This is a genomic window from Streptomyces sp. NPDC059785 (genome assembly GCF_042732375.1).
Classification (GTDB): Bacteria; Actinomycetota; Actinomycetes; order Streptomycetales; family Streptomycetaceae; genus Streptomyces.
On the sequence record NZ_JBHWHV010000082.1, the window covers coordinates 1 to 24,731 of the forward strand.

A 24,731-nucleotide genomic window follows, 5' to 3' on the forward strand; every position below is an offset into this window, starting at 1 on the left:
GACGGGAAGCGCACACACCCACCCCACCGACCGGGGCGCCGCTCGCGCTCACCGGCATGCGTGAGCTGTGACATACCTGAAGGCGCGGCATGCGTGAGGGGTGCCCCCGGCCGGTCGGCCGGGGGCACCCCTCACGTGTTGTCCATGCGTCCGGTGTCCGGCCTTCGCTCCGCCTGGGGCTCGGACGGCTCGGACGAGTCGGGGGCTAGTGTCCCTGTTCGTCGCGGCGGCGCTGCCACCGCTGCTCGATGCGGTCCATCATGGAGCGGCGCTGTCGCGGCTGCCGACGGGCACCGGGCGCACCGGCGGCCGGCTGCTCACCCGGCTTGGGGGCCTTGCGCCAACCGGTGACGGCGAGCACCGCACAGCCGAGCATGACGAGGAACCCCACCACGCTGACCCAGATCTGCTGTGCGACCATTCCGGCCATGAGGAGCGCGATACCCACCAGGAAGCCCGCGACCGCCTGGTAGACCCGTCGCCGGGTGTACGTACGCAGCCCGCTTCCCTCAAGCGCTGTCGCGAACTTGGGATCTTCGGCGTACAGCGCTCGCTCCATTTGCTCGAGCATTCGCTGCTCGTGCTCCGAGAGCGGCACGGAGTCCTCCTCATCGTGCAGTCGCCGGGGCGACTGGGGGTCCCCTTCAGGATAGGCAGGGAATCGCCCCCGTGAAACCCGCCCCTCTACGCCAATTGGCCAACCGGAACCCGCCATGGCGGTTCCGGCTCACTAGGTCGTCCATTCCCCAGCAGCCGTCCCGTCATGCCGGGCGGTCTCCCTCGATCATACGGCTCGGAGCGCCGGATCGGGGGGCCTGTGGCGTACTCCATCTGCCGCCGATGCCCTGATCAGCGGCGCGTCACAGGAGGTGACTCAGGCCCCTTCGGCACTCCGGGTCACACCGAGCACATGGAGCTGCGTGGCCACGGAGTGGAAGGCGCTCAGCTCGGCCACCACCGCCTCCAGCTTCAGCAGCGCCTCCAGGGCGCCCGGCTCGGTGTCCACGAGGACGCCGGGGACGAGGTCGGCGAAGACCCGTACGCCGTGCACGGCGCCGACGCGCAGGCCCGCGCCCTCCACGAGCGCGGTCAGCTGGTCGGCGGTGAAGCGGTGCGGCACCGGGTCGCCCTCGCCCCAGCGGCCGTTCGGGTCGTCGAGCGCCTGCTTCGCCTCCTTGAAGTGCCCGGCGAGCGCCCGCGCGAGCACGGCGCCGCCCAGACCCGCGGCGAGCAGGCTGAGCACGCCGCCGGGACGCAGGGCGTCGACCACGTTGCGCACGCCCTCGGCGGGGTCGTCCACGTACTCCAGGACGCCGTGGCACAGCACGGCGTCGTAGCCGCCGCGCTCGACCACGTCGAAGAGGCCGTGCGCGTCGCCCTGGACGCCCTTCACCCGGTCGGCGACGCCGGCCTCGGCGGCCCGGCGCTCCAGCGCGAAGAGCGCGTTCGGGCTGGGGTCGACGACCGTGACGCGGTGGCCGAGGCGGGCGACGGGCACCGCGAAGTTGCCGCTGCCGCCGCCGGTGTCGAGTACATCGAGGACACCGTGGACACCGTGCTCACCCGGGGCGCCGGAGCCGTCCCCTCCCGTGGCCTTGACCCGGCGGTCGAGGGCGTCCTGGAGCACCTCCCACACCACGGCCGTACGGAGCGAGGCACGGGGCCGCGACGGGGCGGAGCCCGGCGACGTCCTTTGAGGGTGGTGGTGGGAGACGGGAGATTGAGAGGGGTCGGAGCCCGGCGACGTCCTTTGAGGGTGGTGGTGGGAGACGGGAGGGCGCATCGGGTCCGACACGGCAGTTGACTCCTCGGCGCGGCACCGCCTGCTGTGCGGCGGAGCGATCGGGTCGCCTCCGGCGGGGGAGGCTGCATGCGGTTCCCACCCTAATGGGACCCGAGGGCGGCGCCTGCCCGGCCGTCACCCCGCGTCCGGCATCCCGTGATCACCGGCCCCGTAGCCGTCACTTTCGTAGCCATCACCCCCGTAGCCGTCACCCCCGTAGCCAGCACCCCCGTAGCCGTCACCCCTGTAGCCGTCGCCCCTGTAGCCGTCGCCCCCGGCGCCGTCGTCGCCCTCGCCGTCCGGCCGGGGCCGGGGCAGCACCGGCTGGAGGGAGAGCATCCGCTCGACGAGGCGCAGGAACATCGCCACGTCACGTATCAGGTCGTCGGCGTCGCGCCGGCCGGCCGCGCCCTGGATGCCGGCCTCCGCGCGGGCCCGGCGGGCGGCGCCGGAGGCGAACAGCGCGCTCCACTCCGCCAGTTCCGGCGCTATCTCGGGGAGCACTTCCCAGGCGCTGCGTATGCGCGCCCTGCGCCGGGGGGTGGTTTCCGGACGCCCGCGCGCGGCGAGCACGGCGGCCGCGGTGCGCAGAGCGGCCAGATGCGCCGTGGCGTACCGCTCGTTCGGGGTCTCGAGGGTGGTCGCCTCGTCGAGGCCGGCGCGGGCCTGCGCGAGCAGGTCGAGTGCGGCCGGCGGGGCCGTGGTCCGGCGGAGCACGGGGTGCACGTCGCTCGCCGGGCCGGTCAGTGAGGGGGCAGGGCCGGTGGCGCGGCGCCGGCGGGCGGCGGCTGCGGAAGAGCTGGCCATGACGAACCTCCTGTCGTCTGTGTAACGGCGCAATGGCCGTATGTGCCCCATCGTGCGGTATGCCACTGACAATCCGTTCTGACCTGGCCTTTTGCTTCGATCGGAAGTTCGAGCTAGCTTTTGCACTGACCAGTCAGTACAAAAGGTTGGGGGGACATGAGCGAGTCGGACGCAGTCACCGCGGTCACCGTCAGCGCTACGGGGCTGGGGCTCAGAGGTCCGCGCGGCTGGGTGTTCCGCGGTGTCGGCATCGACGCGGAGCCCGGTTCGCTGATCGCGATCGAGGGGCCGTCCGGTTCCGGCCGCACCTGTCTGCTGCTCGCGCTGACGGGGCGGATGAAGATCACCGAGGGGGAAGCCGCGATCGGCGCCCTGCGGCTGCCCCGGCAGATGTCCGCGGTGCGCCGCGTCAGCGCCCTCGCCCACGTGCCCGGCGTGACCGACCTCGACCCGGCGCTGACGGTCGGCGAGCACCTGCGCGAACGGGCGCTGCTGCGACGGCGCTTCACCGGCTCCGTACGCGCGGTCCTGCGGGGGCTGCTGCGGTCGCGCGCCGAGCGGGCGGCCGAGACCAGCGCGCACGTCGGGACCGCGCTCGCCGCCGCCGGGCTCGACCTGTCCGCCCTGCCCAAGGGCGAGCGGACCGCCGTACGGGATCTGGAGCGGCTCGAGGCGCTGCGGCTCTCCGTGGCGCTGGCACTGATCGGCCGGCCCCGGCTGCTGGCCGTGGACGACGCCGACCTCAAGCTCGCGCCGGCCGAACGGGCCGAGGTCTGGGACCTGCTGAGGTCCCTGACAGCGTCCGGCACCACGGTCGTGGCCGTGTGCGGCGAGGCCCCCGGGGACGCCGTCGTCGTCCCCACGCGCGCGGGTACCGACGCAACCGCCGACCCGGACGCACGGGACGACGAGAACGCCGACGCCCCGGACGCGCAGGACGGCAAGAGCGAAAAGAACGACCAGGACGGCAAGAACGACCAGGACGACCAGGACGACCAGGACGACGAGGACGAGGAGGCGGCTGATGCGCTCGCCGAGACTGGCCGCGCTTGAGCTCAGGCGGTTCGGCCGCGGGAAGCTGCCGCGCGCGGCCCTGGCCGCGCTGCTGCTCCTGCCGCTGCTCTACGGCGCCCTGTACCTGTGGTCGTTCTGGGACCCGTACGGGCGTCTCGACCGGATCCCCGTGGCGCTCGTGAACGACGACAAGGGGGCCACCGCCGCCGGCCGGAGGATTACCGCGGGCGACGACATCACCGAGGGGCTGCGCCGGAGCGACACCTTCGAGTGGCACGAGGTGAGCGCCGCCGAAGCCCGCGAGGGCGTCGAGGACGGCACGTACTACCTGTCGCTCACCATGCCCTCGGACTTCAGCGAGCGGATCGCGTCGAGCTCAGGGGACTCCCCCGGGACGAGCGCGCTCCAGGTGCGCACGAACGACGCGAACAACTACATCGTCGGGCAGATCTCGCGGACCGTGTTCAGCGAGGTGCGGACGGCCGCCTCCACCAAGGCCTCCCGGTCGTTCCTGGACAAGATCTTCATCTCGTTCTCGGACATCCACGGCAAGACCGTGAAGGCGGCCGAGGGCGCCGACGACCTGACCAGCGGCCTGGGCAAGGCCAAGAAGGGCGCCAAGGACCTCGCCGACGGCCTGAAGGACGCCAAGGCGGGCAGCGGGAAGCTCTCCGGCGGCCTGAAGAAGCTGAACACGGGCGCGGGCGACCTCGAAGAGGGCTCCCAGCAGGTCGCGGACGGCACCCAGACGCTCGCCGACAAGGTCAACGGCGTCGCCGACGCGGTCGGGCCCTTCCTGAAGGACAACGAGAAGACCATCGGGGACACCGCACAGCTCGTCGCCGACTCCGCGGCCGCGATCCGCCGCAACCTGGACACCCTGGTGACCTCGGCGCCGGCCGCCGCCGAGGGCGCGCACACGGCGTCCGACACGCTGAGCGCCGTCCACCGCGCGCGGTGCGAGGACGCCGTGGTGCCCGACACCGCCTGCCCGGACCTGAAGAAGGCCGAGGACGCGGCGGCCGACGTGACGAAGGTCGCCGACGACGTCGACGCCCTCGTGAGCGACCAGGACGGCGGCCTGGACGAGCTGGACACCGGCCTGGCCACCCTCCAGAAGCAGGCCCAGGCACTCGCCGACCGTTCGCCGCACCTGTCGGAGGACCTGGACGACGCCGTTGCCAAGATCAACAAGTTGAACAGTGGCGCGGGCAGGGTCGCCAAGGGCGCGAAGACGCTGCACACCGGACTCGGCACCGCCAAGACCGGCGCCGCCGACCTCGACAAGGGCGTGGGAAAGCTCAAGACCGGCGCCGCGGACCTCAACACGGGCCTGTACAAGCTCGTCGACGGTTCCGGACAGCTCGCCGGCGGACTGCACGACGGAGCCGACAACATCCCCGACTACGACAAGAAGGACCGCGACCAGCGCACCGACGTCATGTCCGACCCCGTGCGACTCGCCTCCCGGGACCTGCACAAGGCGCCCAACTACGGCACCGGTTTCGCCCCGTACTTCATCCCGCTGTCCCTGTGGGTCGGCGCGATGGTGGCGTACATGCTGATACCGCCGCTGAACCGGCGGGCGCTCGCGGCCGGCGCGTCGGCCTGGCGGATCGCCGTGGCGGGCTGGCTGCCGGTCGCCGCGCTCGGCGTCCTGCAGACCGCGGCACTCATGGCGGTGCTGCACTGGGCGGTCGGCCTGGAGATGGTCAGGGCGGCCGGGACGGTGGGCTTCCTGTTCCTGGTCACGGCCTGCTTCGCGGCGATCGTGCAGTGGCTGAACGCGCGCTTCGGGCCCGCGGGCCGCATCCTCGTCCTCGCCCTGCTGATGCTCCAGCTCACTTCGGCGGGCGGCACCTACCCCGTGCAGACCAGCCCCGGCTTCTTCAACGCGCTGCACCCCTTCCTGCCGATGAGCTACGTCGTCGAGGCCCTGCGCAGGCTCATCACGGGCGGCGGGCTCGGCCCGGTCTGGCAGGCGTGCGCGGTGCTCGCGGCGTTCACCGCCGCCGCGCTCGCGCTGACCGCCCTGTCGGCCCGCCGCAAGCAGGTGTGGACCCTCGACCGGCTGCACCCGGAGCTGACCCTGTGACGGTTGCTGTGAGAATCAAGGCCATGGAAAGCACCAGCGCCGCGGGGACCGGCGGCAGCCGTCGCGAGGCGACCAGGCAGAAGCTCTACGAGGCGGCCGTCACCCTCATCGCGGAACAGGGGTTCTCGGCCACCACGGTGGACGAGATCGCCGAGCGGGCCGGGGTCGCAAAAGGCACGGTCTACTACAACTTCGCCAGCAAGTCCGTGCTCTTCGAGGAGCTGCTGCGGCACGGCGTCGGACTGCTCACCGCCTCGCTGAAGGAGGCGGCCGAGCGGACCGCCGGGGAGGGCCGCGGCAAGGTCGACGCCCTGGACGCGATGATCCGGGCCGGACTCGTCTTCATCGACCGCTACCCGGCCTTCACCCAGCTCTACGTGGCGGAGCTGTGGCGCACCAACCGCGCCTGGCAGTCCACGCTCATGGTGGTCAGGCAGCAGGCGGTCGCGGTCGTCGAGGACGTCTTGCGCGACGGTGTGGCGAACGGCGAGCTCAGCGACGAGATCGACATCCCGCTGACGGCGGCGGCCCTGGTGGGCATGGTCCTGGTGGCCGCCCTCGACTGGCAGGCGTTCCAGCCGGAGCGCTCCCTGGACGACGTCCACGCGGCGCTGTCCCGGCTGCTCCAGGGACGGGTGAGCGGCGGCCGCTGAGCCCGCCGGGGACTCCGGTGCGCAAGAAAGCGCCGGTCCGCCGGGGCCCTCCGCGCAACCGGTGCAGACGAGAGCTCCGGTCCGCCGGGACCCTCAACGCAGCCGGTGCACACGAGAGCGCCGGTCCGCCGTGGCCGCGTCCCCCGCGGGCCACCTCGAACCGGCGCTTCCCTGTGCTCCCCCGTGTCCCCCGTACTTCCCTCCCCCGATCCTTCCCTTCCCCCGTGGGCCCCGCCGCGGTCGGTCGGCGGGTCCCTGTGTCTCACTTCCGCCGACGCATCGGCGGAAGGAGCGGTCGAGGGCGGTGCTCCGTTCCGCCGCCCCGTGTCGGCGGTACCGGAGCAGCGCCCCTTTCCGTGCCTCCACTCTGTCGTTCACGCAGGTCGCGACCATCCGCGCGGGTACTCATCTCGCCTCCTAGGTACGGGTACTCACGGGTACGCACTCAAGCCCAGGACGCGCCGTCGCCGAGTGGTTACGATCGCGTCCGTGTCCGTACTCCCCTTGGTCTTCACCAGCGGCTGGGCCAGCGGCATCAACGCGTACGCGGTGGTGCTGCTGCTCGGCATGTTCGGCGCGACCGGCCTGAGCGACGACGTCCCCGAGGGCCTGCAGCGCCCTGAGATCCTGCTCACAGCCGGGGTCCTGTTCGTCGTCGAGGCGGTCGCCGACAAGATCCCGTACCTGGACTCGGTGTGGGACTCGGTGCACACCCTGGTCAGGCCCGCGGCCGGTGCCGTGGTCGGGGCGCTGCTCGCCGGGCAGAGCGGATCGCTCTCCCACACCGCGGCGGCCGCGGTCGGCGGCTCCACGGCCCTGGCGAGCCACCTGGTCAAGGCGGGGACCCGGATGGCGGTGAACACCTCGCCCGAACCGGTCAGCAACATCGTGCTCAGCATGGCCGAGGACCTGGGGGTCGCGGGGCTCGTCGCCTTCGCCGTCTTCCACCCCGTGGCGGCGGCGGTCATCGCTGGTCTGCTGCTGCTCGGCGGAGTGCTGATGGTCCTCTTCCTCGTCTCGCGCATCCGGCGGTTCCTGCGCCGCAGGGCCCAGCGCCGCGCGGAGAAGCGGCTCGCCGGACAGCCGGGGTGGCCCTAGGTGTATTGACCCGCGAGGTTGTTGACGCGGGTCAATACACCTAGCGGCCTCCGCACGGATCTCCGCGCGACCGCCTCGGACCGGCACTGTCAGTGCCTGCCGATAAAGTCCCTGGCATGGCGAGGATTGCGGTGATCGGTGCCGGGATGGGCGCGATGGCGGCCGCCGCCCGGCTGGCCGTCGCGGGCCACCGGGTGACGGTGTACGAGCGCGCGGCGACGTACGGCGGAGCGGTGGGCCGGCTGGAGCGCGACGGTTTCTCCTTCGACCTCGGCCCCGGGCTGCTGCCGCTGCCCGCGGTCTACCGCGATCTGTTCGTCAAGACCGGCAGACAGCCGCTGGAGGAGTGCGTCGAGCTGGTCCAGGTGGACCCGTCGTCCCGGCACGTCTTCCCCGACGGCAGCGCGGTCGCGCTGCCGAACGCCTCGCGCGCGGGCGTCGTCGCCGCGCTGGACGAGACGCTCGGGGACGGCGCGGGCAAGCGGTGGGGCGACTTCCTGGTGCGGGCCCGCGAGGCGTGGGACCGCACGCGCCGGCCGCTCCTGGAGGAGCCGCTGTGGCCGAACTGGCAGGTGCTCGCCGAGCGCGAGCCCTATCCGGCCGTGCCGCACAAGCGGCTGCTGCGCACCCGGCGGGCCGCCACCCTCGCCGAGGTCGGCGCCTGGGAGCTGCGCGACGCCCGTCTGACGGCGCTCCTGGAGAGCCACGCCCTGGCGTACGGGCTCGACCCGCGTGCGACCCCGGCGAGCGCCGCCGTGCTGCCGTACATGGAGCACGCCTTCGGCACCTGGTATGTGCGCGGGGGCGTCCGCGAGCTGGCGCGTGCGGTGTACGAGCGGTGCGTGGCCCGCAGGGTGGAGTTCGTCTTCGGTGCCGAGGTCACCCGGGTCGTCGAGAAGGACGGCCGGGCGGCGGGCGTCGAGACCGCCGACGGCACGGTCGCGGAGGCCGATCACGTGGTCGCGGGCGTGGCGCCAGGCGTCCTGGACGTCCTGGTGCCCGGCACTCCCCCGCGCGGGGGCGCGGGCGGGGTGCCGCCGCAGCGTGCGGCGGCGAGCCGGCTGACCGTGCTCCTCGCGCTGCGCGGCGCCCGGCCCGCGGGGACGGCCCACCGGACGGTGGTGCACGCAGCGGACCGCGCCGACGAACTGCTTCGGCTCTTCGGCGAGCACCCGGGGCTGTCCGCCGCGCCGACGGTGACGGTGACGCGCCCGGAGGACCCGGCGGCGGTGCCGGACGCGGAGCACGAGGCGGTCACGCTGACGGTGACCGTGCCGGCCGGCCTGGAGATACCGGAGCCGGACGTGCAGCGGGTCGTCGACGCCGCCGGACGGGCCGTTCCCGGCCTGCGCGACCGGCTGCTGTGGCACGAGGTGCGCACGCCCGCGGACGTCGCCCGGGCGACCGGCGCGGCGGGCGGCGCGGTGCCCGCCCCGGCGCTCGCCGCGGCGGACGGCCGACTGCTCCACCCGGCCAACGGCACCGCTCTGCCGGGCCTGTTCGCGGCCGGCGGCTGGGCGCACCCGGGCGGCGGTCTGCCGCACGCGGGAATGTCGGGGGCGCTGGTCGCCGGGCTGATCGTGGAGGGGCCGGAGTTCCGCGGCTCCCAGTGAGCCGCGCCGCCCGTGCCGCAGGTCCAGTGGTACGAGCGGCCCGTTCTAGTACCGGTACTGCCCGTCGTAGCCGTTGCCGCCGTGGCCGCCCTGCCCGCCGGTGTTCCCGTCGCCCTGGTACGGGTACTGCTGCTCGGGCGGGAGTTCGCCGCCGTACGGGTCCTCGGCGTTGCGCTGCTGGGGCACCCAGACGCCGCCGGCCGGGGTCTCGCCGTAGCCGCCGGTGCCGTACTGGGACTGGTCGTAGCCCTGCTGCCCGTACGCCTGCTGGTCGCCGTAGCCGCTGGTGTCGTAGCCGGTGCCGTAGTTCTGCGCGCCGGCGTACGGGTCGGTGTAGCCGGCGTACTGCTGCTGCCCGTTCGCGTCGTAGCCGTACTGCTGCTGGTCGTACCCGGAGTAGCCGTCGTAGGCGTACGCCTGCTGGTCCTGGGACTGGCCGGTGGCGTAGGACGGATCGGTGGCGGCCGCGTAGGCGGCGTCGCTGTAGACGCCGTAGGAGCCGGTGTCGTCGGGCATCGGCTGCGGCTCGTACACGGCGGTCGTCTCGGCGGCCGAAGCCGGCGTCCCGGCGGGCGGCACGGGCGTGAAGAGGTCGCGCTCCTCGTCGTCGTCCGCGTACGCCGGGCCGGTGCCGGGCATCTCGGGGCCGGAGTCCTCCGCGGCCGGGCCCTGGGGGTCCGGCTCGCCGCGGCGGCGCTTGGACGCGGGCTTGGGGGCGCCCTGCCGGGCGCCGATGGACCAGCCGGTGGCGAAGCCGCGGCGGAAGGAGAGCGTGACGTAGGTCTGGCCGACCGCGAAGGCGGCGGCGCCCAGGCCGATGACGACCACGGAGGGGATCAGCACACCGAGTACGACGCCGAGGAAGCCGACGAAGGCGAGCAGCCGCCAGCGCAGCCGCGCCTTGTACTGCAGCAGGACCTCACCCAGCAGCCACAGTGCGACAATCCCGAACGCGATGTAGAGGACCGTCCAGCCCATGTACGCCCCTCTCCCAGTGACCGCTACGCAGTGTGTCGTACGCAGGTGCGGCCGGTCTAGGCCCGCTGTGGGTGGTGCAGGCCGAGGTTTTCGTGAATTTCCAGTGTCGCCGTGGAGTTGTTGAGCGTGATGAAGTGCAGTCCGGGGACTCCCTCGGACTGAAGTGTCGCGCAGAACTCGGTGGCGAAGTCGATGCCAATGGAGCGTACAGCCGTCGGATCGTCTTTCGCTGTGAGGATCCGCTCTTTCAACTGGGCGGGGATCACGGCGTTGCTGAGCGTCGGCAGCCGTTCCAGCATGCGCACGCTGGTGACCGGCATGACCTCGGGGATCACCGGGGTTTCACAGCCGGCCGCGGCCACCCGGTCGCGCAGCCGCAGGTACGACTCGGGCTCGAAGAACATCTGGGTGATCGCGTAGTCGGCGCCGGCCCGGCACTTGTCGACGAAGTGGGCGACGTCCCGGTCCCAGTCCGCCGAGCGGGGGTGCATCTCCGGGAAGGCGGCGACGCCCACGCAGAAGTCGCCGGACTCCTTGATGAGCCGGACCAGCTCGGCGGCGTAGGTCAGGCCGCTGGGGTGCGCGATCCAGTCGCCCATCGGGTCGCCGGGCGGGTCGCCGCGGACGGCGAGCATGTTGCGGATCCCGGCGTCCGCGTACTGGCCGATGATGTTGCGCAGCTCCGCCACGGAGTGGTTGACCGCGGTGAGGTGCGCGACCGGAGTGAGTGTGGTGTCGGCCACTATCTGCTGGGTCTCCCGGACCGTGCCCGCGCGCGTCGAGCCGCCCGCCCCGTAGGTCACGGAGACGAAGTCGGGCGCGACGGCCTCGACCCTGCGCAGCGCGTTCCACAGGTTGCGCTCGCCCTTGGGGGTCTTCGGCGCCGAGAACTCGAACGACACCGTCTGCTTGCCGGTCGCCAGCATGTCGCGCACGGTGCGTGCGCGATCAGTCCTGGTGGAGGCGGTTCCGATGGCCATGTCCGCAGGTTAGCCAGGGGGGTGCGGCTCGCCCAACCGAACCAGTGGAAATTGTCCGATTTGTCGACTTCTTGTCCACCCCTCGGGACGAAGGTCCCGGAACACCGGCACGCGCCCGCGGCCTCCCGCGCACCCGCCGCCCCACCGACCTGCCGACCCGCCGTCCCACCGACCTGCCGACCCGCCGCCCTGCCCGCCGGGCTACCGCACCCCGCGCAGCCGCTTCGCGAACTCCCCCGCCGCCGCTCCCGGGTCGTCGGCCTCGGTGATCGCCCGGACCACGACGACACGCCGCGCGCCGGCCTCCAGCACCTCGTCCAGGTTCCCCAGGTCGATGCCGCCGATGGCGAACCAGGGTCTGCCGATGCCCAGGGACGCCGTGCGGCGGACCAGGTCCAGGCCGGGAGCGGGCCTGCCCGGCTTGGTCGGGGTGGGCCAGCAGGGGCCCGTGCAGAAGTAGTCCACGCCCGGCTGGACGGCGGCGGCGGACGCCTCGGCGGCCGTGTGCGTGGAGCGGCCGATCAGGACGTCGTCGCCGAGGATCGCGCGGGCCGCGGGCACCGGAAGGTCGCCCTGGCCCAGATGGAGCACCTGGGGGCCGGCCGGGTGGGCGGCGCGGGCCGCGTGGGCCACGTCCGCCCGGTCGTTCACCGACAGGAGTCTGCCGTGCTCCCGGCACTTGTCGGCGAAGAGCGCGAGGTACTCCAGCTCCTCGGCCGCCTCCAGGCTCTTGTCGCGCAGCTGCACGATGTCGACGCCGCCCGCCAGGACGGCGTCCAGGAACCCGGCCAGGTCGCCCTGGCGCTTGCGGGCGTCCGTGCACAGATAGACCAGGGCGTCGGCGAGCCGCGCACGCGCGGTGACTGCGGCCTGAGGCATGGGGGTCCCCCTGTTCGGGCTTCACGAGCCGGGCTCGTGAAGCGAAGCCGGGAACGCGGGGCGGGCGCCCCGCGTCCCCGGTGGCGCGCGGACCGCGGCGGCCGTGGGGCGGCGAGCCGTGGTCCGTGCGCCGGACGGTCGTCTTCCGGATCAGACGGCGAGCGCCTGGGCGCGGCGCTTCACCTCCGTGCCGCGATTCTCGCTCAGGGCCTGCGCGGGGGTGCCGGGCAGGCTGTCGTCGGGGGTGAAGAGCCACTCGAGCATCTCTTCGTCGGTGAAGCCGTCGTCCCGCAGGAGCGTCAGGGTGCCGGTCAGGCCCTTGACGACCTTGTCCCCGTCGATGAAGGCGGCGGGGACGTGCAGCGCCCGGTTCTCACCACGGCGTACGGCGATCAGCTGGCCCTCCTTGACCAGCTGCCGGACGCGGGTCACCTCGACGCCGAGCTGTTCGGCGATGTCGGGGACGGTGAGCCAGGCGGGGACGAGAGCATCGATCTTTGCGTCAATCTCGGTCACGGGACAAGCCTGCCATCTGGGACTGACAGTCGGTAGCCGGGCACCCTCCGGCCGGGTCGCGGCAGGCCGGGCTGTCCGCCGTACGGCGGGACGCGACCCCGCCGCCGTGGCCGTTACGCCGTGGCCGCCTTCAGCGGGCGGGCCGGGTCCGCCAGCAGCTCCGGATCCATCGCGGTGCCCGCCTCGATCAGCTTGCGCCCCTGGGCGAGGTCCCGGGGCCTGCCCACCGCCAGCAGGGCGACCAGCCGCCCTTCACGGAGCCAGCAGACGGTCCAGGCGGCGCCCGCCGGATCGCCCCGCCAGACCGTGGCGTCGCCGGCCGCGTGATGACCGGCGTACTGCACGAAACGGCCGAACTGCTCGGACCAGAAGTACGGCACCGGGTCGTACGCCGTGGGCGTCTCGCCGATGATGTTCGCCGCGACCGTGCGCGGCCCCTGGAGGGCGTTGTCCCAGTGGTGGACCAGCAGGCGCCCCTGGTAGCGGCCCGACGGGAAGGAGGCGCAGTCGCCGACCGCGTACACGTCGGGCGCCGAGGTGCGCAGGTGGTCGTCGGCGACGACCTCGCCGTGCGCGCCGAGCTCGATGCCGGAGCCCGCCAGCCAGGCCGTCGCGGGACAGGCCCCGATGCCGACGACGACCGCGCCCGCGGGCAGCCGGGTGCCGTCGTCCAGGATCACCGCGCCGGGTTCGACGCTCGCCACGCGCGCGTGAGTGCGCAGTTCGGTGCCACTGTCGGCGTACCAGCCGGTCATCGGCGCGGCCACCTCGGCGGGCAGCGCCCCGGCGAGCGGCCGGTCGGCGGCCTCGACGACGGTCACCGCGCAGCCGGCCTCACGGGCGGCGGTGGCGAATTCGGCGCCGATCCAGCCCGCCCCGACGACCACGACGTCGTGCTGCCGGGCGAGCACGGGGCGCAGCCGCTCGGCGTCGTCCAGGGTGCGCAGCAGATGGACCCCGGGGACGTCCTCCGCGCCCGGCAGCCGGATCGGCTCGGCGCCCGTGGCGAGCACCAGGACGTCGTACGGGACGGGTCCCTCCGCGGTGTCGACCTCGTGGTCGCCGGGGCGGACGGCGAGCACCTCGCGGCCGAGGCCCAGGGTGATGCCGAGCGCGGGGAAGTCGACGTCGAAGGCGGATCCCTCGGCCTTGCCGAGGAGCACGGCCTTGGACAGCGGTGGCCTGTCGTACGGCTGGTGCGGTTCCGCGCCGAGCACGGTCACGTCGCCCGCGAATCCCTGTTCCCGCAACGCGACCGCGGTCTGCACCCCGGCCATGCCCGCGCCCACGACGACGACCCGCCGTACCGTACGCCCCTGCGTCTGCTCGCTCACTCGATCACCTTAGACAACTGACAATTCGTCAGTCAGCGGACCGGGCCCGTGACCTGTTCCACACGCGCGTGCCGCCGCCCGGGTGGCGGCCGTCCCGGCCGCCGTGCGCGAGGGCTCCCCTACTGGCACCCGGACGGACGGGCTAGGGTGGCCAACGTAGAGCACACGCGGGAGCCCGGACGCACCGGGCTGAGAGGGAGGCTGGCCGGCCTCCGACCGTACGAACCTGATCCGGGTCATGCCGGCGAAGGGAGGGGCTGGACACCCATGGCGCTTGTGCCGGACACGGCGGACGTCCTCGTGGTCGGGGGCGGGATCATCGGGCTCGTGACCGCCTGGCGGGCCGCGCAGCACGGGTTCGCCACCGCGGTCGTGGACCCCGAGCCGGGCGGCGGGGCGGCGCAGGTGGCCGCCGGGATGCTGGCCGCCGTCACCGAGCTGCACCACGGCGAGCAGACCCTGCTGGGCCTCAATCTGGCCTCCGCGGAGCGTTATCCGGACTTCGCGGCCGAGCTGACCGGGGCGACGGGTCTCGACCTCGGCTACCGCAGGAGCGGCACGCTCGCGGTCGCCCTGGACGCCGACGACCGCGCCCACATGCGCGAACTGCACGCGCTGCAACGCCGGTCGGGGCTCGACTCGGAGTGGCTCAGCGGCCGCGAGTGCCGCCGCCTGGAGCCGATGCTCGCGCCCGGCGTGCGCGGCGGGCTCCGGGTCGACGGGGACCACCAGATCGACCCGCGGCGGCTCGCCGCGGCCCTGGTCACCGCCTGCGAACGCGCCGGGGTCGTCCTCCACCGCACCTGGGCACAGCGGCTGACCGTCCTGCGCGACCGGGCGGCCGGTGTCGTCACCGCGGACGGCACCGCGCTCGCCGCCGGCCGGGTCGTCCTGGCGGCGGGCAGCCTCAGCGGGCGCCTCGCGGGCGTGCCCGACGACGTAGTGCCGCCCGTACGGCCGGTGAAGGGGCAGGTACTGCGGCTGACGGTGCCGAAGCGGTACGCGCCGTTCCTGAGCCGTACGGTGCGTGCCGTGGTGCGCGGCAGTCAGGTCTATCTGGTGCCCCGGGTGAGCGGCGAGCTCGTCGTCGGCGCCACCAGCGAGGAACTGGGCTGGGACACCACCGTGACCGCGGGCGGGGTGTACGAGCTGCTGCGGGACGCCCACGAGCTGGTCCCCGGCATCACGGAGCTGCCGCTGACCGAGACCCGCGCGGGACTGCGTCCCGGCTCCCCCGACAACGCGCCGCTGCTCGGCCCGACCGTGCTGGACGGCCTGCTCCTGGCCACCGGCCACTACCGCAACGGTGTCCTCCTCACGCCCGTCACCGGCGACGCCATGGCGCACGTCCTGACCACCGGTGAACTCCCGGACGTGGCCCGCCCCTTCAGCCCCGGGCGGTTCGGCCAGGGCCCGGCCGGAGCGGCCCGCACGAACCCCACGGAGCAGCCCGTATGAGCGTCCTCGTCACCGTCTTCGTCAACGGGGAGCGGCGGACGGTCGCCGACGGCACCGCGCTCGACGCGCTCGTCGCGACCCTCACCGCGGCCCCCTCGGGCATCGCCGCCGCCCTCAACGAAACCGTCGTCCCGCGCGCGCAGTGGCCGGTCACCGCCCTAGGCGAGGGTGACCGCGTCGAAGTCCTCACCGCCGTCCAAGGAGGCTGAACCATGGCCGACGACTCCTTCGTCCTCGGTGGTACGACCTACGCGTCCCGCCTGATCATGGGCACGGGCGGCGCGCCCAGCCTCGACGTCCTGGAGCGCTCGCTGCTGGCGTCCGGCACGGAGCTGACGACGGTCGCGATGCGCCGGGTCGACCCGGCGGCCCACGGCTCGGTGCTCTCGGTGCTCGGCCGGCTCGGCATCCGCGTCCTGCCGAACACGGCGGGCTGCTTCACAGCGGGCGAGGCCGTGCTGACCGCCCGCCTCGCGCGCGAGGCACTGGGCACGGATCTGGTCAAGCTGGAGGTCATCGCCGACGAGCGGACGCTGCTGCCCGATCCGATCGAGCTGCTCGACGCCGCCGAGACGCTGGTGGACGACGGGTTCACCGTGCTGCCGTACACGAACGACGATCCGGTGCTGGCGCGCAAGCTCCAGGACGCCGGCTGCGCCGCGATCATGCCGCTGGGCTCGCCCATCGGCTCCGGCCTCGGCATCCGCAACCCGCACAACTTCGAGCTGATCGTCGAGCACGCGCGCGTGCCGGTGATCCTGGACGCGGGGGCCGGTACGGCCTCGGACGTCGCGCTGGCGATGGAGCTGGGCTGCGCGGCCGTGATGCTGGCCTCGGCCGTGACCCGCGCCCAGGAGCCGGTGCTGATGGCCGAGGGTATGCGGCACGCCGTGGAGGCCGGGCGGCTGGCGTACCGGGCGGGCCGGATCCCGCGCCGCCGTTTCGCCGAGGCGTCCTCGCCCGCGGAGGGCCGCGCGCGCCTGGACCCCGAGCGCCCCGCGTTCTGAGCGCGCGCCGGAGTTCCGGGCCTCGTGGCCCCCGGAACGTGAGGCACCGCACAGCCACACGACAGTCACAGGTCTGCTGCATTCCACCCGGAAGCGGGGCGACCGGGTGGGCCTGACAGTGGCGGCTCGTAGACTCACCTGCGTGGATACGACCCTTCAGGACCCCTTGGTCGGGCAGGTGCTCGACGGCCGCTACCGCGTGGACGCGCGGATCGCGGTCGGCGGGATGGCCACGGTCTACCGGGCCCTGGACACCCGCCTCGACCGCGTGCTCGCGCTCAAGGTGATGCACCCGGCGCTGGCCGCCGACGTCTCGTTCGTCGAGCGGTTCATCCGCGAGGCCAAGTCGGTGGCCCGGCTCGCCCACCCGAACGTGGTGCAGGTCTTCGACCAGGGCACGGACGGGTCGTACGTCTATCTGGCCATGGAGTACGTGGCGGGCTGCACCCTGCGTGACGTGCTGCGCGAGCGCGGGGCGCTCCAGCCGCGGGCCGCGCTCGACATCCTGGAGCCGGTGCTCGCCGCGCTCGGTGCCGCGCACCGGGCCGGTTTCGTGCACCGCGACATGAAGCCGGAGAACGTCCTCATCGGGGACGACGGCCGGGTCAAGGTCGCGGACTTCGGCCTGGTCCGCGCGGTGGACACGGTGACGAACACCACGGGGGCGGTCCTCGGCACCGTGTCGTACCTCGCCCCGGAGCAGATCGAGCACGGCACCGCCGACCCCCGGGTCGACGTGTACGCGTGCGGTGTCGTCCTCTACGAGATGCTCAGCGGCGACAAGCCGCACTCCGGGGACTCCCCCGCCCAGGTGCTCTACCAGCACCTGCACGCGGACGTGCCCGCGCCGTCGGCCGCGGTGCCGGGGCTCGCGGCCGTCCTGGACGGGCTGGTCGCCACCGCGACCGCGCGCGATCCCGAGCTGCGTCCGGCCGACGCGGTGGCCCTGCTCGGGCAGGTCCTGGAGGCGCGCGGCGGACTCACCGCCGGGGAGCTGGACGCCGTACCGCCGAAGGCGCTGGCCGCGGACCACGACAACGCCGACGACCGGACCAGCGTCATACCGCGCTCGCTGTCCATACCCCGGACGCTCCCCGTGAACGAGGACGGCGAGGCCTACGCGGTCCACGGGGCCGACGCGGGGCTGGACCGGACCAGCCGGTTCGAGAGCCCGCCTCCGCTGCCGCCGCGCCGGCGGGGTGCCGGTCCCCGGCGCGGGGTGCTCGCGATCGTCGCGGCGCTGCTGCTCGTGCTCGGCGTCGGAGCGGGCGTCTGGTACATCAACTCGGGCCAGTTCACCAAGGTCCCGCCGGTGCTGTCGAAGACCGAGGCGCAGGCCACGGACCGGCTCGAAGCGGCCGGGCTCGACGTGGGCAAGGTCGAGCACGCCTACAGCGACACGGTCAAGCGCGGCACGGTCGTCAGTACCGCCCCGGGCATCGGCGAGCGGATCCGCAAGAACGACTCGGTGACGCTGACCATCTCGGACGGTCCCGAGACGGTGAAGGTGGCCGACCTGGAGGGTCTGCGGCTGGACAAGGCCAAGGCGCGGCTCAAGGCGGACGGGCTCGCGGCCGGCATGGTCACCCGTGAGTTCAGCGACGAGGTGTCCAAGGGCTCCGTGATCCGTACGGAGCCGAAGGCGGGCACCGAGCGGCACGCCGGTTCGGCCATCGCGATCGTCGTCAGCAGGGGCAGCCGGGTGGAGGTGCCCGACGTCACGGGCTCGTCGGTCGAGGACGCCCGGGAGAAGCTGGAGGACAAGGGCCTGAAGGTCGAGGTCGCCACCGAGCGGGTCACGTCCGAGTTCGACAAGGGCCAGGTCGCCGAGCAGTCGCCGGGCGAGGGCAAGGCGGTCGCCGAGGGCGACACGGTGACCCTGAAGATCTCCAAGGGTCCCGAGATGGTCGAGGTCCCGGACGTGGTCGGCGACAACGTGGACGACGCCAGGCAGGAGCTGGAGGACGCCGGCTTCGAGGTGGACGAGGACCACGGCTTCCTCGGCCTCTTCGGCGGCGACACGGTCAAGAGCCAGTCGGTCGACGCCGGCGACAAGGCCCCGAAGGGCTCGACCATCACCATCGAGGTCCGCTGACCCTGACCGGTGGTTTCCCGCCGCCCACTCCGGCCGGGGGTGTGCGGGGCTCGGCACCGGGACTGCGGAAGCGTCCTCGCCGCGGGCCCCGGCCCGGCGGGGGGCGCGGCCCGGCAGGACGCGGGCCCCGGCAGGGGACGCGACCCCGCGTCTGGTGGGCCGCGACAGCCGGACATACCACCGTCGGCGACACCCGCCAGAGGGCAGACCCGACGGCACAGACCCGGACCACAACCCCCGTGCCCGCTGGAGCGGGGCACCCCGAGAAGCACTTGCCGGGGACGGCGGGGCCTGGCCGACACCCGACCGGCACCGCAGCTCGCGGGACACGGCTACGACCGCCCGGCGACGGAGACCGCGCCATGGCGCGGACCACCCGGCGACGGAGGCAACGCCACGGCGTCGACCGTCCCGCGTCGGACGCCACGCGACGCCACGCCCCGGACCGCCGGCGTCGGAGGCCTGCCGGGGCCGGCCCGGCCCCGGCAGGCCGAGGCCCCGCGGAAGCGGAGGCGCAGGGCACACGGTGGTGAGGGCATGGCACCCTGAAGGGTGTGAGCAGCGCGTATCTTCGTAATCCCGTCGGCGGGCACGTCCCCGTGGCCGGTGGGCTCAGTTCCGTCGGTCTGGCCTATGCGCGGGAGATGGGTGCCGAGGCCGTCCAGGTCTTCGTGGCCAATCCGCGCGGCTGGGCGACGCCCGTGGGCAACCCGAAGCAGGACGAGGAGTTCCGCGCGGCCTGCGCCGCCGAGTCGATCCCCGCGTACGTGCACGCCCCGTATCTGATCAACTTCGGCTCGCACACCGAGGCGACCGTCGAGAAGTCGGTGCTGTCGCTGCGGCACTCGCTGCGCCGGGCCCGTGCGATCGGCGCGCTCGGCGTGGTCGTACACACCGGCAGCGCCACCGGCGGCCGGGAGCGGGCCGCGGCCCTGGCCCAGGTCCGTGAGCACATGCTGCCGCTCCTCGACGAGCTGACGCACGACGACGACCCGCACCTGCTGCTGGAGTCGACGGCCGGGCAGGGCGCCTCGCTCTGCTCCCGCACCTGGGACTTCGCCCCGTACTTCGAGGTGCTGGACGCCCACCCGAGGCTCGGGGTGTGCCTCGACACCTGCCACATCTTCGCGGCGGGCCACGACCTGACCGGTCCGAGCGGCATGCACCAGACCCTCGACCTGCTGGTCTCCACCGTCGGCGAGGGACGGCTCAGGCTGATCCACGCCAACGACTCAAAGGATGTGGTTGGCGCACACAAGGACCGGCACGCGAACATTGGCGCGGGACACATCGGCGAAGACCCCTTCCGCGCGCTGATGACCCACCCGGCCACCGAGGGCGTACCGCTGGTCATCGAGACGCCCGGCGGCAAGGAGGGTCACGCGGCGGACGTCGAGCGGCTGAAGAAGCTCCGCGAAACCCCGCTGCCCTGAGCAAAGACGGGCGGAGCAGAGTGGAACCGGGCGGAGCGAAACCGAGCTGAACCGAGCCGCTCCGCGCCGCACGGTGTACCCGCAGGTCAGAGCTCCGGGCCGTCCCCCGGCTCCTCCTGGTACGAGTACCGCTGCTCGCGCCACGGGTCGCCGAGGTTGTGGTAGCCGCGCTCCTCCCAGAAGCCGCGGCGGTCGGCCGTCATGTACTCGACGCCGCGAACCCACTTGGGGCCCTTCCAGGCGTACAGGTGCGGGACGACCAGGCGGAGCGGGAAGCCGTGCTCGGCGGTGAGCAGTTCACCGTCCTTGTGGGTCGCGAAGATCGACCGCTCGGACGCGAAGTCCTCCAGGCGCATGTTCGAGCTGAACCCGTACTCGGCCCAGACCATGACGTGCGTGACGGCGGGCGCGGGCGGCGCGATCTCCAGGATCGTACGGGCCGGGACACCGCCCCATTCGGCCCCGAGCATGCTGAACTTCGTCACGCAGTGCAGATCGGCCACGACGGTGGCGTACGGCAGGGCCGTGAACTCCTCGTGGGTCCAGCAGCGCTTCTCCTGGTCGGCGGTGGCGCCGAAGACCCTGAACTCCCAGCGCTCGGGGCGGAATTTGGGTACCGGACCGTAGTGCGTGACCGGCCAGCCGCGCTGGAGTCGCTGTCCCGGCGGAAGCTCCGACTGTCCCGTTCCCCCAGATTCGCGCTCCACCGGCTGACCCATGTCTCCATCCTGACAGACCCGGGACGGTGCACATGACCAGCACCTGGCCTGATTCGGGCAACTCCTACTAAGCGTGCACTTACTGGACGGTCCGCCGCCCCGATGCAATCATGCGGCGCAACCCACCAGTCCCCCGCCTGGAAGGAGCCTCTGCGATGCAGGGCGACCCCGAGGTCATCGAATTCCTGAACGAGCAGCTCACCGCGGAGCTGACCGCGATCAATCAGTACTTCCTGCACGCGAAGCTGCAAGACCACAAGGGCTGGACGAAACTCGCCAAATACACTCGCGCCGAGTCCTTCGACGAGATGCGGCACGCGGAGATCCTGACCGACCGCATCCTGCTCCTGGACGGCCTGCCCAACTACCAGCGGCTCTTCCACGTCCGCGTGGGGCAGACCGTCACCGAGATGTTCGAGGCCGACAAGCAGATCGAGATCGAGGCCATCGACCGGCTGCGGCGCGGCGTCGACCTGATGCGCTCCAAGGACGACATCACGTCCGCCAACGTCTTCGAGGCGATCCTCGCCGACGAGGAGCACCACGTCGACTATCTCGACACCCAGCTCGACCTGGTCGAGAAGCTGGGAGAATCGTTGTACCTCTCGACCGTCATCATGCAGCACCAGCCGGACGCCTCGGGCCCCGGCACCAGCGGTTTCTCGACCCACTGAGCCGCCACGAACCACTGAGCGGCCGCCACGAACCACTGAGCGGCCGGCACGAGCCACTGAGCGGCCGGTACCGCCGGAACTAGGCGGCTTCGGGCAGCGCCGCGGGCTCGCCCCGCCGCGCGGGGACCGACTGTGCGGTCCCGGCCCCGGTCTCGGCGAGAGCCGGAGCGCCCCGGTCGATCAGCTCACGCCGCGGGCACGCCCCGCGGCCGAGCAGCGCCTGGATGCGCCGTACACAGCCGCCGCAGTCGGTGCCCGCCTTGCAGGCCGACGCTATCTGGCGGGGGGTGCAGGCACCGGACTCCGCGTGCTTCTTCACCTGTTCCTCGGTGACACCGAAACAGCTGCAGACGAACACGAGTCCACCTCCCGGCAGGGGGTCGATAGCTAGCACTCCCCGATGCGGTGAGGCAAACCTAACCTTACCCATCACCCCAGAACCGCAAAAGCGCAAAGGGGCGCGGATCTCATGTGATCCGCGCCCCAGTACGCGCTGTAGTTAACAACCGCAACGCAACCGCGATGCCGGCTCCGGTGCCGTGTCCGGCTACTGGTCCCGGTACATCTCCGCGACCAGGAAGGCCAGGTCGAGGGACTGGCTGCGGTTCAGCCGGGGGTCGCAGGCCGTCTCGTAGCGCTGGTGCAGGTCGTCGACGAAGATTTCGTCGCCGCCGCCCACGCACTCGGTGACGTCGTCGCCGGTGAGCTCGACGTGGATGCCGCCCGGATGGGTGCCCAGCTCCTTGTGGACCTCGAAGAAGCCCTTGACCTCGTCGAGCACGTCGTCGAACCGGCGGGTCTTGTGCCCGGAGGCCGCCTCGAAGGTGTTGCCGTGCATCGGGTCGGTCACCCAGGCCACGGTGGCACCGGAGGCGGTGACCTTCTCCACCAGCTCGGGCAGCTTGTCGCGGACCTTGTCCGCGCCCATCCGCACGATGAAGGTCAGCCGGCCCGGCTCGCGGTCCGGGTCCAGGCGCTCGATGTACTGGAGCGCGTCCTCGGCCGTCGTGCTCGGGCCGAGCTTGATGCCGATCGGGTTACGGATCTTCGAGGCGAACTCGATGTGCGCGCCGTCCAGCTGCCGGGTGCGCTCGCCGATCCACACCATGTGGCCCGACACGTCGTACAGGCTGCCGGTGCGCGAGTCCACGCGGGTCAGCGCCGACTCGTAGTCGAGCAGCAGCGCCTCGTGCGAGGCGTAGAACTCCACCGTCTGGAACTCGGCCGGGTCGGTGCCGCAGGCCCGCATGAAGTTCAGCGCGTTGTCGATCTCACGGGCCAGCTGCTCGTAGCGCTGGCCCGAGGGCGACGACTTCACGAAGTCCTGGTTCCAGGCGTGCACCTGGCGCAGGTCGGCGTAGCCGCCGGTGGTGAAGGCGCGCACCAGGTTCAGCGTGGAGGCGGACGCGTGGTACATCCGCTTCAGCCGCTCCGGGTCGGGCACCCGGGCCGCTTCGGTGAAGTCGAAGCCGTTGACGGAGTCGCCCCGGTAGGTGGGCAGCGTCACGCCGTCACGGGTCTCGGTCGGCTTGGAGCGCGGCTTGGAGTACTGCCCGGCGATCCGGCCGACCTTCACCACCGGCACCGAGGCGGCGTACGTGAGCACCGCGCCCATCTGGAGCAGGGTCTTGAGCTTGTTGCGGATGTGGTCGGCCGACACGGCGTCGAAGGCCTCGGCGCAGTCGCCGCCCTGGAGAAGGAACGCCTCTCCCTTGGCGACGGACGCCATCCGGGCGCGCAGCTGGTCGCACTCGCCCGCGAAGACGAGCGGCGGATACGACTCGAGGTCCGCGATCACTGCGCGCAGAGCCTCGGTGTCGGGGTACTCGGGCTGCTGCGCCGCGGGCAGGTCTCGCCAGGTGTTGCCAGCGCTCGCGCTGGTCTTAGCGTTCACGGTCACCCCGACAACATTACGGGGTCGTGTCGGGCGTCCATTCACCTGCTCATCAATTGAGACAACCGCCGCTCGTCCGAAACCCCCGGGGGCGGGCCGTCCGCGGGGACGCCCGCCCGGGAGTGCTCGGGGCGGGGTCAGGAGCCCACGTCGAGCTGGTTGCGGTCGATGCCGATCTTGACCCCGCCGTACGTCTCGGTCTGGTTGCCCGCGTACTGGTGGATGCGCTGGTGGTCCTTCCACAGGTTCGCCGGGATCGAGGGGTCGTCGGTGGTCGCCGAGTCGTTCCAGCGGGCGAAGTGGATCACGTCGGGCAGCGGGATCTTGTCGGCCGCCGCGACCAGGTCGGTGACCAGGGAGGTGACGCTGCCGTACGCGCCGGAGCGGTAGCCCAGCTCGTGCAGGCGCTCGGTCCAGGACTTCAGGTAGCCGAGCACCGCGGCGGTGACCTCGCCGCCCGGGGTGTAGTGCTCCAGGTCGTTGTAGATCACCGTGCCCTTGCCGAGGCCGAGCGCGGACGCCTGCTGGGCGGCGTCGTCCGCCGCGGCGGTGCCCTGCGGCGCCGGGTCGGTGATCGCCTGGCAGCCGCTGCCGCAGCTCCCGCCGTCGGCGGTGGGCTGCCGCCCGACGTACAGCGGGAAGAAGCGCCAGCCGGCCTCGTACTGCTTCGCCACCCACCCGGCGGTCAGGTGCGGCTGGGCGCAGGCCCGGTTGACGCCGCCGATGTAGACGCCGACGGCGCCGTAGCCGGAGGTGTCCTTCCAGGCGTCCATCGATTCCTGGGCGGGCGCGGTGCAGGCGTCGAAGCCCTTGCCCCGGTACGAGGTCGCGTCGGCGGGCAGGGCGCGCGCGGCGGGCACCTCGGGGACGCTCTCGGTCCGCGCGGAGGCGACGGGCAGGCCCGCGGCGCGCAGGATCTGCTGGACGCCCGCGCGGTCCCGTCCGTACACGGCCGTCACGGCGATCCGGTCGGCGGTGGCCCGGTAGGTGCCGGCCGTGCGGTTCTCGGTGACCCCGGCCGCGGCGGACCCGGCGGTCCCGGCCGGCTGTACGAGCAGCGCCTCGGTGCGGCCCGCCGGGTCCGCCGGGCAGTTCTGCCGGTCGCCCGGCGTGCCGAGGTACACCGCGTGCCGGTCGAAGCGGACACAGGTGCCGGGGTGCTCGGCCAGGTCCACGATCCGCCAGGAGGCGGGGACGGTGAAGACGTGGCCGAGGTAGGCGACCTCGACGGTGTCCCCGGCGGGGTCCGCGGCCGGCCGGGGGGCCGCCGGTGCGGCGCCGGACGTCGTGGCGGCGAGTGCCGTGGCCGCCGCGAGCACGCCGAGCGTCCGCCCGCCGCGGCGGCGGGACGGGCAGGGCAGGGGGGAACGGAGTGGCTGAATGACTCTCTCCTCGGTCGCGGTGTGCGCCCCCTCGGTCGGGGTGGGTGTCCCCTCGGTCGGGGGGGGTGTGGCCCCTCGATCGGGGTGTGTGGCCATGAATGGCCGCACGGGCCGCCGTCCGAACCCCTCGCCGCCCCGGTTCACGCTGTTGCCGGGCCCCCGGTGTCGGGTATGGTCACCGCATGTTCGCGCACTCGATCCAGAACTGGTGGTGGACCGCTCATCCGGCGGCCCGCTGACTGCGCGTACGAGAAGACTTCGCGAAGGCCGCCCGAGGGGCGGCCTTCGGTGTTTCCAGGACCCGGCCGTTCCTCCTCCC

At 72.9% G+C, this 24,731-nt stretch carries 24 protein-coding genes and 1 riboswitch; of the genes, 12 read left to right on the forward strand and 12 right to left on the reverse strand.

Going from position 1 to position 24,731, the window contains the following annotated elements; translation table 11 throughout:
* Nucleotides 1–205: 205 nt before the first annotated feature.
* The 3 genes from ACFV6E_RS38590 to ACFV6E_RS38600 form a co-directional block, all read right to left on the reverse strand.
* Nucleotides 206–598: a DUF3040 domain-containing protein gene (locus ACFV6E_RS38590; RefSeq protein ID WP_385173634.1), complete on the reverse strand. Its 393-nt coding sequence runs from the start codon at nucleotides 596–598 to the stop codon at nucleotides 206–208.
* A gap of 276 nt (nucleotides 599–874) precedes the next feature.
* On the reverse strand, nucleotides 875–1,783 hold the full coding sequence (locus ACFV6E_RS38595) for a class I SAM-dependent methyltransferase (protein WP_385468212.1): 909 nt from the start codon (nucleotides 1,781–1,783) through the stop codon (nucleotides 875–877).
* Between the two features lie 135 nt (nucleotides 1,784–1,918).
* Nucleotides 1,919–2,590: an SAV_6107 family HEPN domain-containing protein gene (locus ACFV6E_RS38600; RefSeq protein ID WP_385468174.1), complete on the reverse strand. Its 672-nt coding sequence runs from the start codon at nucleotides 2,588–2,590 to the stop codon at nucleotides 1,919–1,921.
* A gap of 156 nt (nucleotides 2,591–2,746) precedes the next feature.
* Here ACFV6E_RS38600 and ACFV6E_RS38605 point away from each other — a divergent pair, with 156 nt between their 5' ends.
* From ACFV6E_RS38605 to ACFV6E_RS38625, 5 genes are all read left to right on the forward strand, one after another.
* Entirely contained in the window at nucleotides 2,747–3,643 is an 897-nt protein-coding gene (locus ACFV6E_RS38605) for an ATP-binding cassette domain-containing protein (RefSeq protein WP_385173643.1), read from the forward strand.
* Nucleotides 3,615–5,699 (forward strand): YhgE/Pip family protein, encoded by a 2,085-nt coding sequence (locus ACFV6E_RS38610; RefSeq protein ID WP_385468177.1) that lies wholly within the window; start codon nucleotides 3,615–3,617, stop codon nucleotides 5,697–5,699. Before ACFV6E_RS38605 ends, ACFV6E_RS38610 begins: the two co-directional genes overlap by 29 nt.
* 23 nt (nucleotides 5,700–5,722) lie before the next feature.
* Nucleotides 5,723–6,352 (forward strand): TetR/AcrR family transcriptional regulator, encoded by a 630-nt coding sequence (locus tag ACFV6E_RS38615; protein ID WP_385173648.1) that lies wholly within the window; start codon nucleotides 5,723–5,725, stop codon nucleotides 6,350–6,352.
* A 489-nt stretch (nucleotides 6,353–6,841) separates the two neighbouring features.
* Nucleotides 6,842–7,450 carry a DUF4126 domain-containing protein gene (locus ACFV6E_RS38620; protein WP_385173650.1) on the forward strand — a complete coding sequence of 203 codons (609 nt, stop codon included), beginning with the start codon at nucleotides 6,842–6,844 and terminating at the stop codon, nucleotides 7,448–7,450.
* Nucleotides 7,451–7,566: 116 nt separating this feature from the next.
* On the forward strand, nucleotides 7,567–9,063 hold the full coding sequence (locus tag ACFV6E_RS38625) for a phytoene desaturase family protein (protein ID WP_385468180.1): 1,497 nt from the start codon (nucleotides 7,567–7,569) through the stop codon (nucleotides 9,061–9,063).
* A 45-nt stretch (nucleotides 9,064–9,108) separates the two neighbouring features.
* Here the strand turns inward: ACFV6E_RS38625 and ACFV6E_RS38630 are convergent, their stop codons facing one another.
* From ACFV6E_RS38630 to ACFV6E_RS38650, 5 genes are all read right to left on the reverse strand, one after another.
* The gene (locus ACFV6E_RS38630) at nucleotides 9,109–10,041 is read right to left on the reverse strand and encodes a hypothetical protein (RefSeq protein ID WP_385173655.1); all 933 of its coding nucleotides are present in this window, start codon (nucleotides 10,039–10,041) and stop codon (nucleotides 9,109–9,111) included.
* A gap of 56 nt (nucleotides 10,042–10,097) precedes the next feature.
* Entirely contained in the window at nucleotides 10,098–11,021 is a 924-nt protein-coding gene (metF, locus tag ACFV6E_RS38635; protein WP_385173658.1) for a methylenetetrahydrofolate reductase [NAD(P)H], read from the reverse strand.
* A 201-nt stretch (nucleotides 11,022–11,222) separates the two neighbouring features.
* The gene (gene thiE / locus ACFV6E_RS38640) at nucleotides 11,223–11,900 is read right to left on the reverse strand and encodes a thiamine phosphate synthase (RefSeq protein ID WP_385468183.1); all 678 of its coding nucleotides are present in this window, start codon (nucleotides 11,898–11,900) and stop codon (nucleotides 11,223–11,225) included.
* Nucleotides 11,901–12,050: 150 nt separating this feature from the next.
* Nucleotides 12,051–12,416, reverse strand: coding sequence for an Rv2175c family DNA-binding protein (locus ACFV6E_RS38645; RefSeq protein WP_385173664.1), 366 nt, complete (start codon nucleotides 12,414–12,416; stop codon nucleotides 12,051–12,053).
* Between the two features lie 113 nt (nucleotides 12,417–12,529).
* Nucleotides 12,530–13,750, reverse strand: a complete 1,221-nt coding sequence (locus tag ACFV6E_RS38650) for an NAD(P)/FAD-dependent oxidoreductase (RefSeq protein ID WP_385468185.1) — start codon at nucleotides 13,748–13,750, stop codon at nucleotides 12,530–12,532.
* Between the two features lie 157 nt (nucleotides 13,751–13,907).
* A riboswitch (TPP riboswitch) is annotated at nucleotides 13,908–14,020 on the forward strand.
* Between ACFV6E_RS38650 and thiO the strand changes: the two genes are divergently transcribed.
* The 5 genes from thiO to ACFV6E_RS38675 all read left to right on the forward strand — a co-directional run bounded on the left by thiO (nucleotide 14,018) and on the right by ACFV6E_RS38675 (nucleotide 19,743).
* The gene (gene thiO, locus ACFV6E_RS38655) at nucleotides 14,018–15,208 is read left to right on the forward strand and encodes a glycine oxidase ThiO (RefSeq protein ID WP_385468188.1); all 1,191 of its coding nucleotides are present in this window, start codon (nucleotides 14,018–14,020) and stop codon (nucleotides 15,206–15,208) included. (Overlaps the previous riboswitch by 3 nt.)
* A complete protein-coding gene (gene thiS / locus ACFV6E_RS38660) occupies nucleotides 15,205–15,417 on the forward strand; it encodes a sulfur carrier protein ThiS (RefSeq protein ID WP_385173673.1) in 213 nt (70 codons plus the stop codon). The genes thiO and thiS overlap by 4 nt, the downstream gene beginning before the upstream one ends.
* A 3-nt stretch (nucleotides 15,418–15,420) precedes the next feature.
* The gene (locus tag ACFV6E_RS38665) at nucleotides 15,421–16,215 is read left to right on the forward strand and encodes a thiazole synthase (RefSeq protein ID WP_385173676.1); all 795 of its coding nucleotides are present in this window, start codon (nucleotides 15,421–15,423) and stop codon (nucleotides 16,213–16,215) included.
* A 142-nt stretch (nucleotides 16,216–16,357) separates the two neighbouring features.
* Complete coding sequence (gene pknB / locus ACFV6E_RS38670; RefSeq protein ID WP_385468191.1) at nucleotides 16,358–18,310, forward strand: Stk1 family PASTA domain-containing Ser/Thr kinase; 1,953 nt, start codon at nucleotides 16,358–16,360, stop codon at nucleotides 18,308–18,310.
* Nucleotides 18,311–18,864: 554 nt separating this feature from the next.
* A complete protein-coding gene (locus tag ACFV6E_RS38675) occupies nucleotides 18,865–19,743 on the forward strand; it encodes a deoxyribonuclease IV (protein WP_385170328.1) in 879 nt (292 codons plus the stop codon).
* An 86-nt stretch (nucleotides 19,744–19,829) separates the two neighbouring features.
* Here ACFV6E_RS38675 and ACFV6E_RS38680 read toward each other — a convergent pair whose 3' ends face one another.
* Nucleotides 19,830–20,462 carry a sulfite oxidase-like oxidoreductase gene (locus ACFV6E_RS38680; RefSeq protein ID WP_385170325.1) on the reverse strand — a complete coding sequence of 211 codons (633 nt, stop codon included), beginning with the start codon at nucleotides 20,460–20,462 and terminating at the stop codon, nucleotides 19,830–19,832.
* Between the two features lie 155 nt (nucleotides 20,463–20,617).
* Here ACFV6E_RS38680 and bfr point away from each other — a divergent pair, with 155 nt between their 5' ends.
* Nucleotides 20,618–21,136 (forward strand): bacterioferritin, encoded by a 519-nt coding sequence (bfr, locus tag ACFV6E_RS38685; protein ID WP_385170322.1) that lies wholly within the window; start codon nucleotides 20,618–20,620, stop codon nucleotides 21,134–21,136.
* Nucleotides 21,137–21,215: 79 nt separating this feature from the next.
* Here the strand turns inward: bfr and ACFV6E_RS38690 are convergent, their stop codons facing one another.
* The 3 genes from ACFV6E_RS38690 to ACFV6E_RS38700 all read right to left on the reverse strand — a co-directional run bounded on the left by ACFV6E_RS38690 (nucleotide 21,216) and on the right by ACFV6E_RS38700 (nucleotide 24,349).
* Nucleotides 21,216–21,494, reverse strand: coding sequence for a bacterioferritin-associated ferredoxin (locus ACFV6E_RS38690; protein ID WP_385170319.1), 279 nt, complete (start codon nucleotides 21,492–21,494; stop codon nucleotides 21,216–21,218).
* Between the two features lie 189 nt (nucleotides 21,495–21,683).
* Nucleotides 21,684–23,036 (reverse strand): class II 3-deoxy-7-phosphoheptulonate synthase, encoded by a 1,353-nt coding sequence (locus ACFV6E_RS38695; protein WP_385170316.1) that lies wholly within the window; start codon nucleotides 23,034–23,036, stop codon nucleotides 21,684–21,686.
* Between the two features lie 131 nt (nucleotides 23,037–23,167).
* Nucleotides 23,168–24,349 carry a glycoside hydrolase domain-containing protein gene (locus tag ACFV6E_RS38700; protein ID WP_385170313.1) on the reverse strand — a complete coding sequence of 394 codons (1,182 nt, stop codon included), beginning with the start codon at nucleotides 24,347–24,349 and terminating at the stop codon, nucleotides 23,168–23,170.
* A gap of 245 nt (nucleotides 24,350–24,594) precedes the next feature.
* Between ACFV6E_RS38700 and ACFV6E_RS38705 the strand changes: the two genes are divergently transcribed.
* The gene (locus tag ACFV6E_RS38705; RefSeq protein WP_079033853.1) at nucleotides 24,595–24,651 is read left to right on the forward strand and encodes a trp operon leader peptide; all 57 of its coding nucleotides are present in this window, start codon (nucleotides 24,595–24,597) and stop codon (nucleotides 24,649–24,651) included.
* Nucleotides 24,652–24,731 lie beyond the last annotated feature (80 nt).

Coding starts and splice junctions, on each gene's coding strand:
- ACFV6E_RS38680 (WP_385170325.1), bottom strand. CDS start 20,462: ATGGGTCAGCCGGTGGAGCGCGAATCTGGGGGAACGGGACAGTCGGAG.
- thiS (WP_385173673.1), top strand. CDS start 15,205: ATGAGCGTCCTCGTCACCGTCTTCGTCAACGGGGAGCGGCGGACGGTC.
- ACFV6E_RS38665 (WP_385173676.1), top strand. CDS start 15,421: ATGGCCGACGACTCCTTCGTCCTCGGTGGTACGACCTACGCGTCCCGC.
- ACFV6E_RS38625 (WP_385468180.1), top strand. CDS start 7,567: ATGGCGAGGATTGCGGTGATCGGTGCCGGGATGGGCGCGATGGCGGCC.
- thiE (WP_385468183.1), bottom strand. CDS start 11,900: ATGCCTCAGGCCGCAGTCACCGCGCGTGCGCGGCTCGCCGACGCCCTG.
- ACFV6E_RS38605 (WP_385173643.1), top strand. CDS start 2,747: ATGAGCGAGTCGGACGCAGTCACCGCGGTCACCGTCAGCGCTACGGGG.
- ACFV6E_RS38600 (WP_385468174.1), bottom strand. CDS start 2,590: ATGGCCAGCTCTTCCGCAGCCGCCGCCCGCCGGCGCCGCGCCACCGGC.
- bfr (WP_385170322.1), top strand. CDS start 20,618: ATGCAGGGCGACCCCGAGGTCATCGAATTCCTGAACGAGCAGCTCACC.
- ACFV6E_RS38610 (WP_385468177.1), top strand. CDS start 3,615: ATGCGCTCGCCGAGACTGGCCGCGCTTGAGCTCAGGCGGTTCGGCCGC.
- ACFV6E_RS38630 (WP_385173655.1), bottom strand. CDS start 10,041: ATGGGCTGGACGGTCCTCTACATCGCGTTCGGGATTGTCGCACTGTGG.
- ACFV6E_RS38615 (WP_385173648.1), top strand. CDS start 5,723: ATGGAAAGCACCAGCGCCGCGGGGACCGGCGGCAGCCGTCGCGAGGCG.
- metF (WP_385173658.1), bottom strand. CDS start 11,021: ATGGCCATCGGAACCGCCTCCACCAGGACTGATCGCGCACGCACCGTG.
- thiO (WP_385468188.1), top strand. CDS start 14,018: ATGGCGCTTGTGCCGGACACGGCGGACGTCCTCGTGGTCGGGGGCGGG.
- ACFV6E_RS38595 (WP_385468212.1), bottom strand. CDS start 1,783: ATGCGCCCTCCCGTCTCCCACCACCACCCTCAAAGGACGTCGCCGGGC.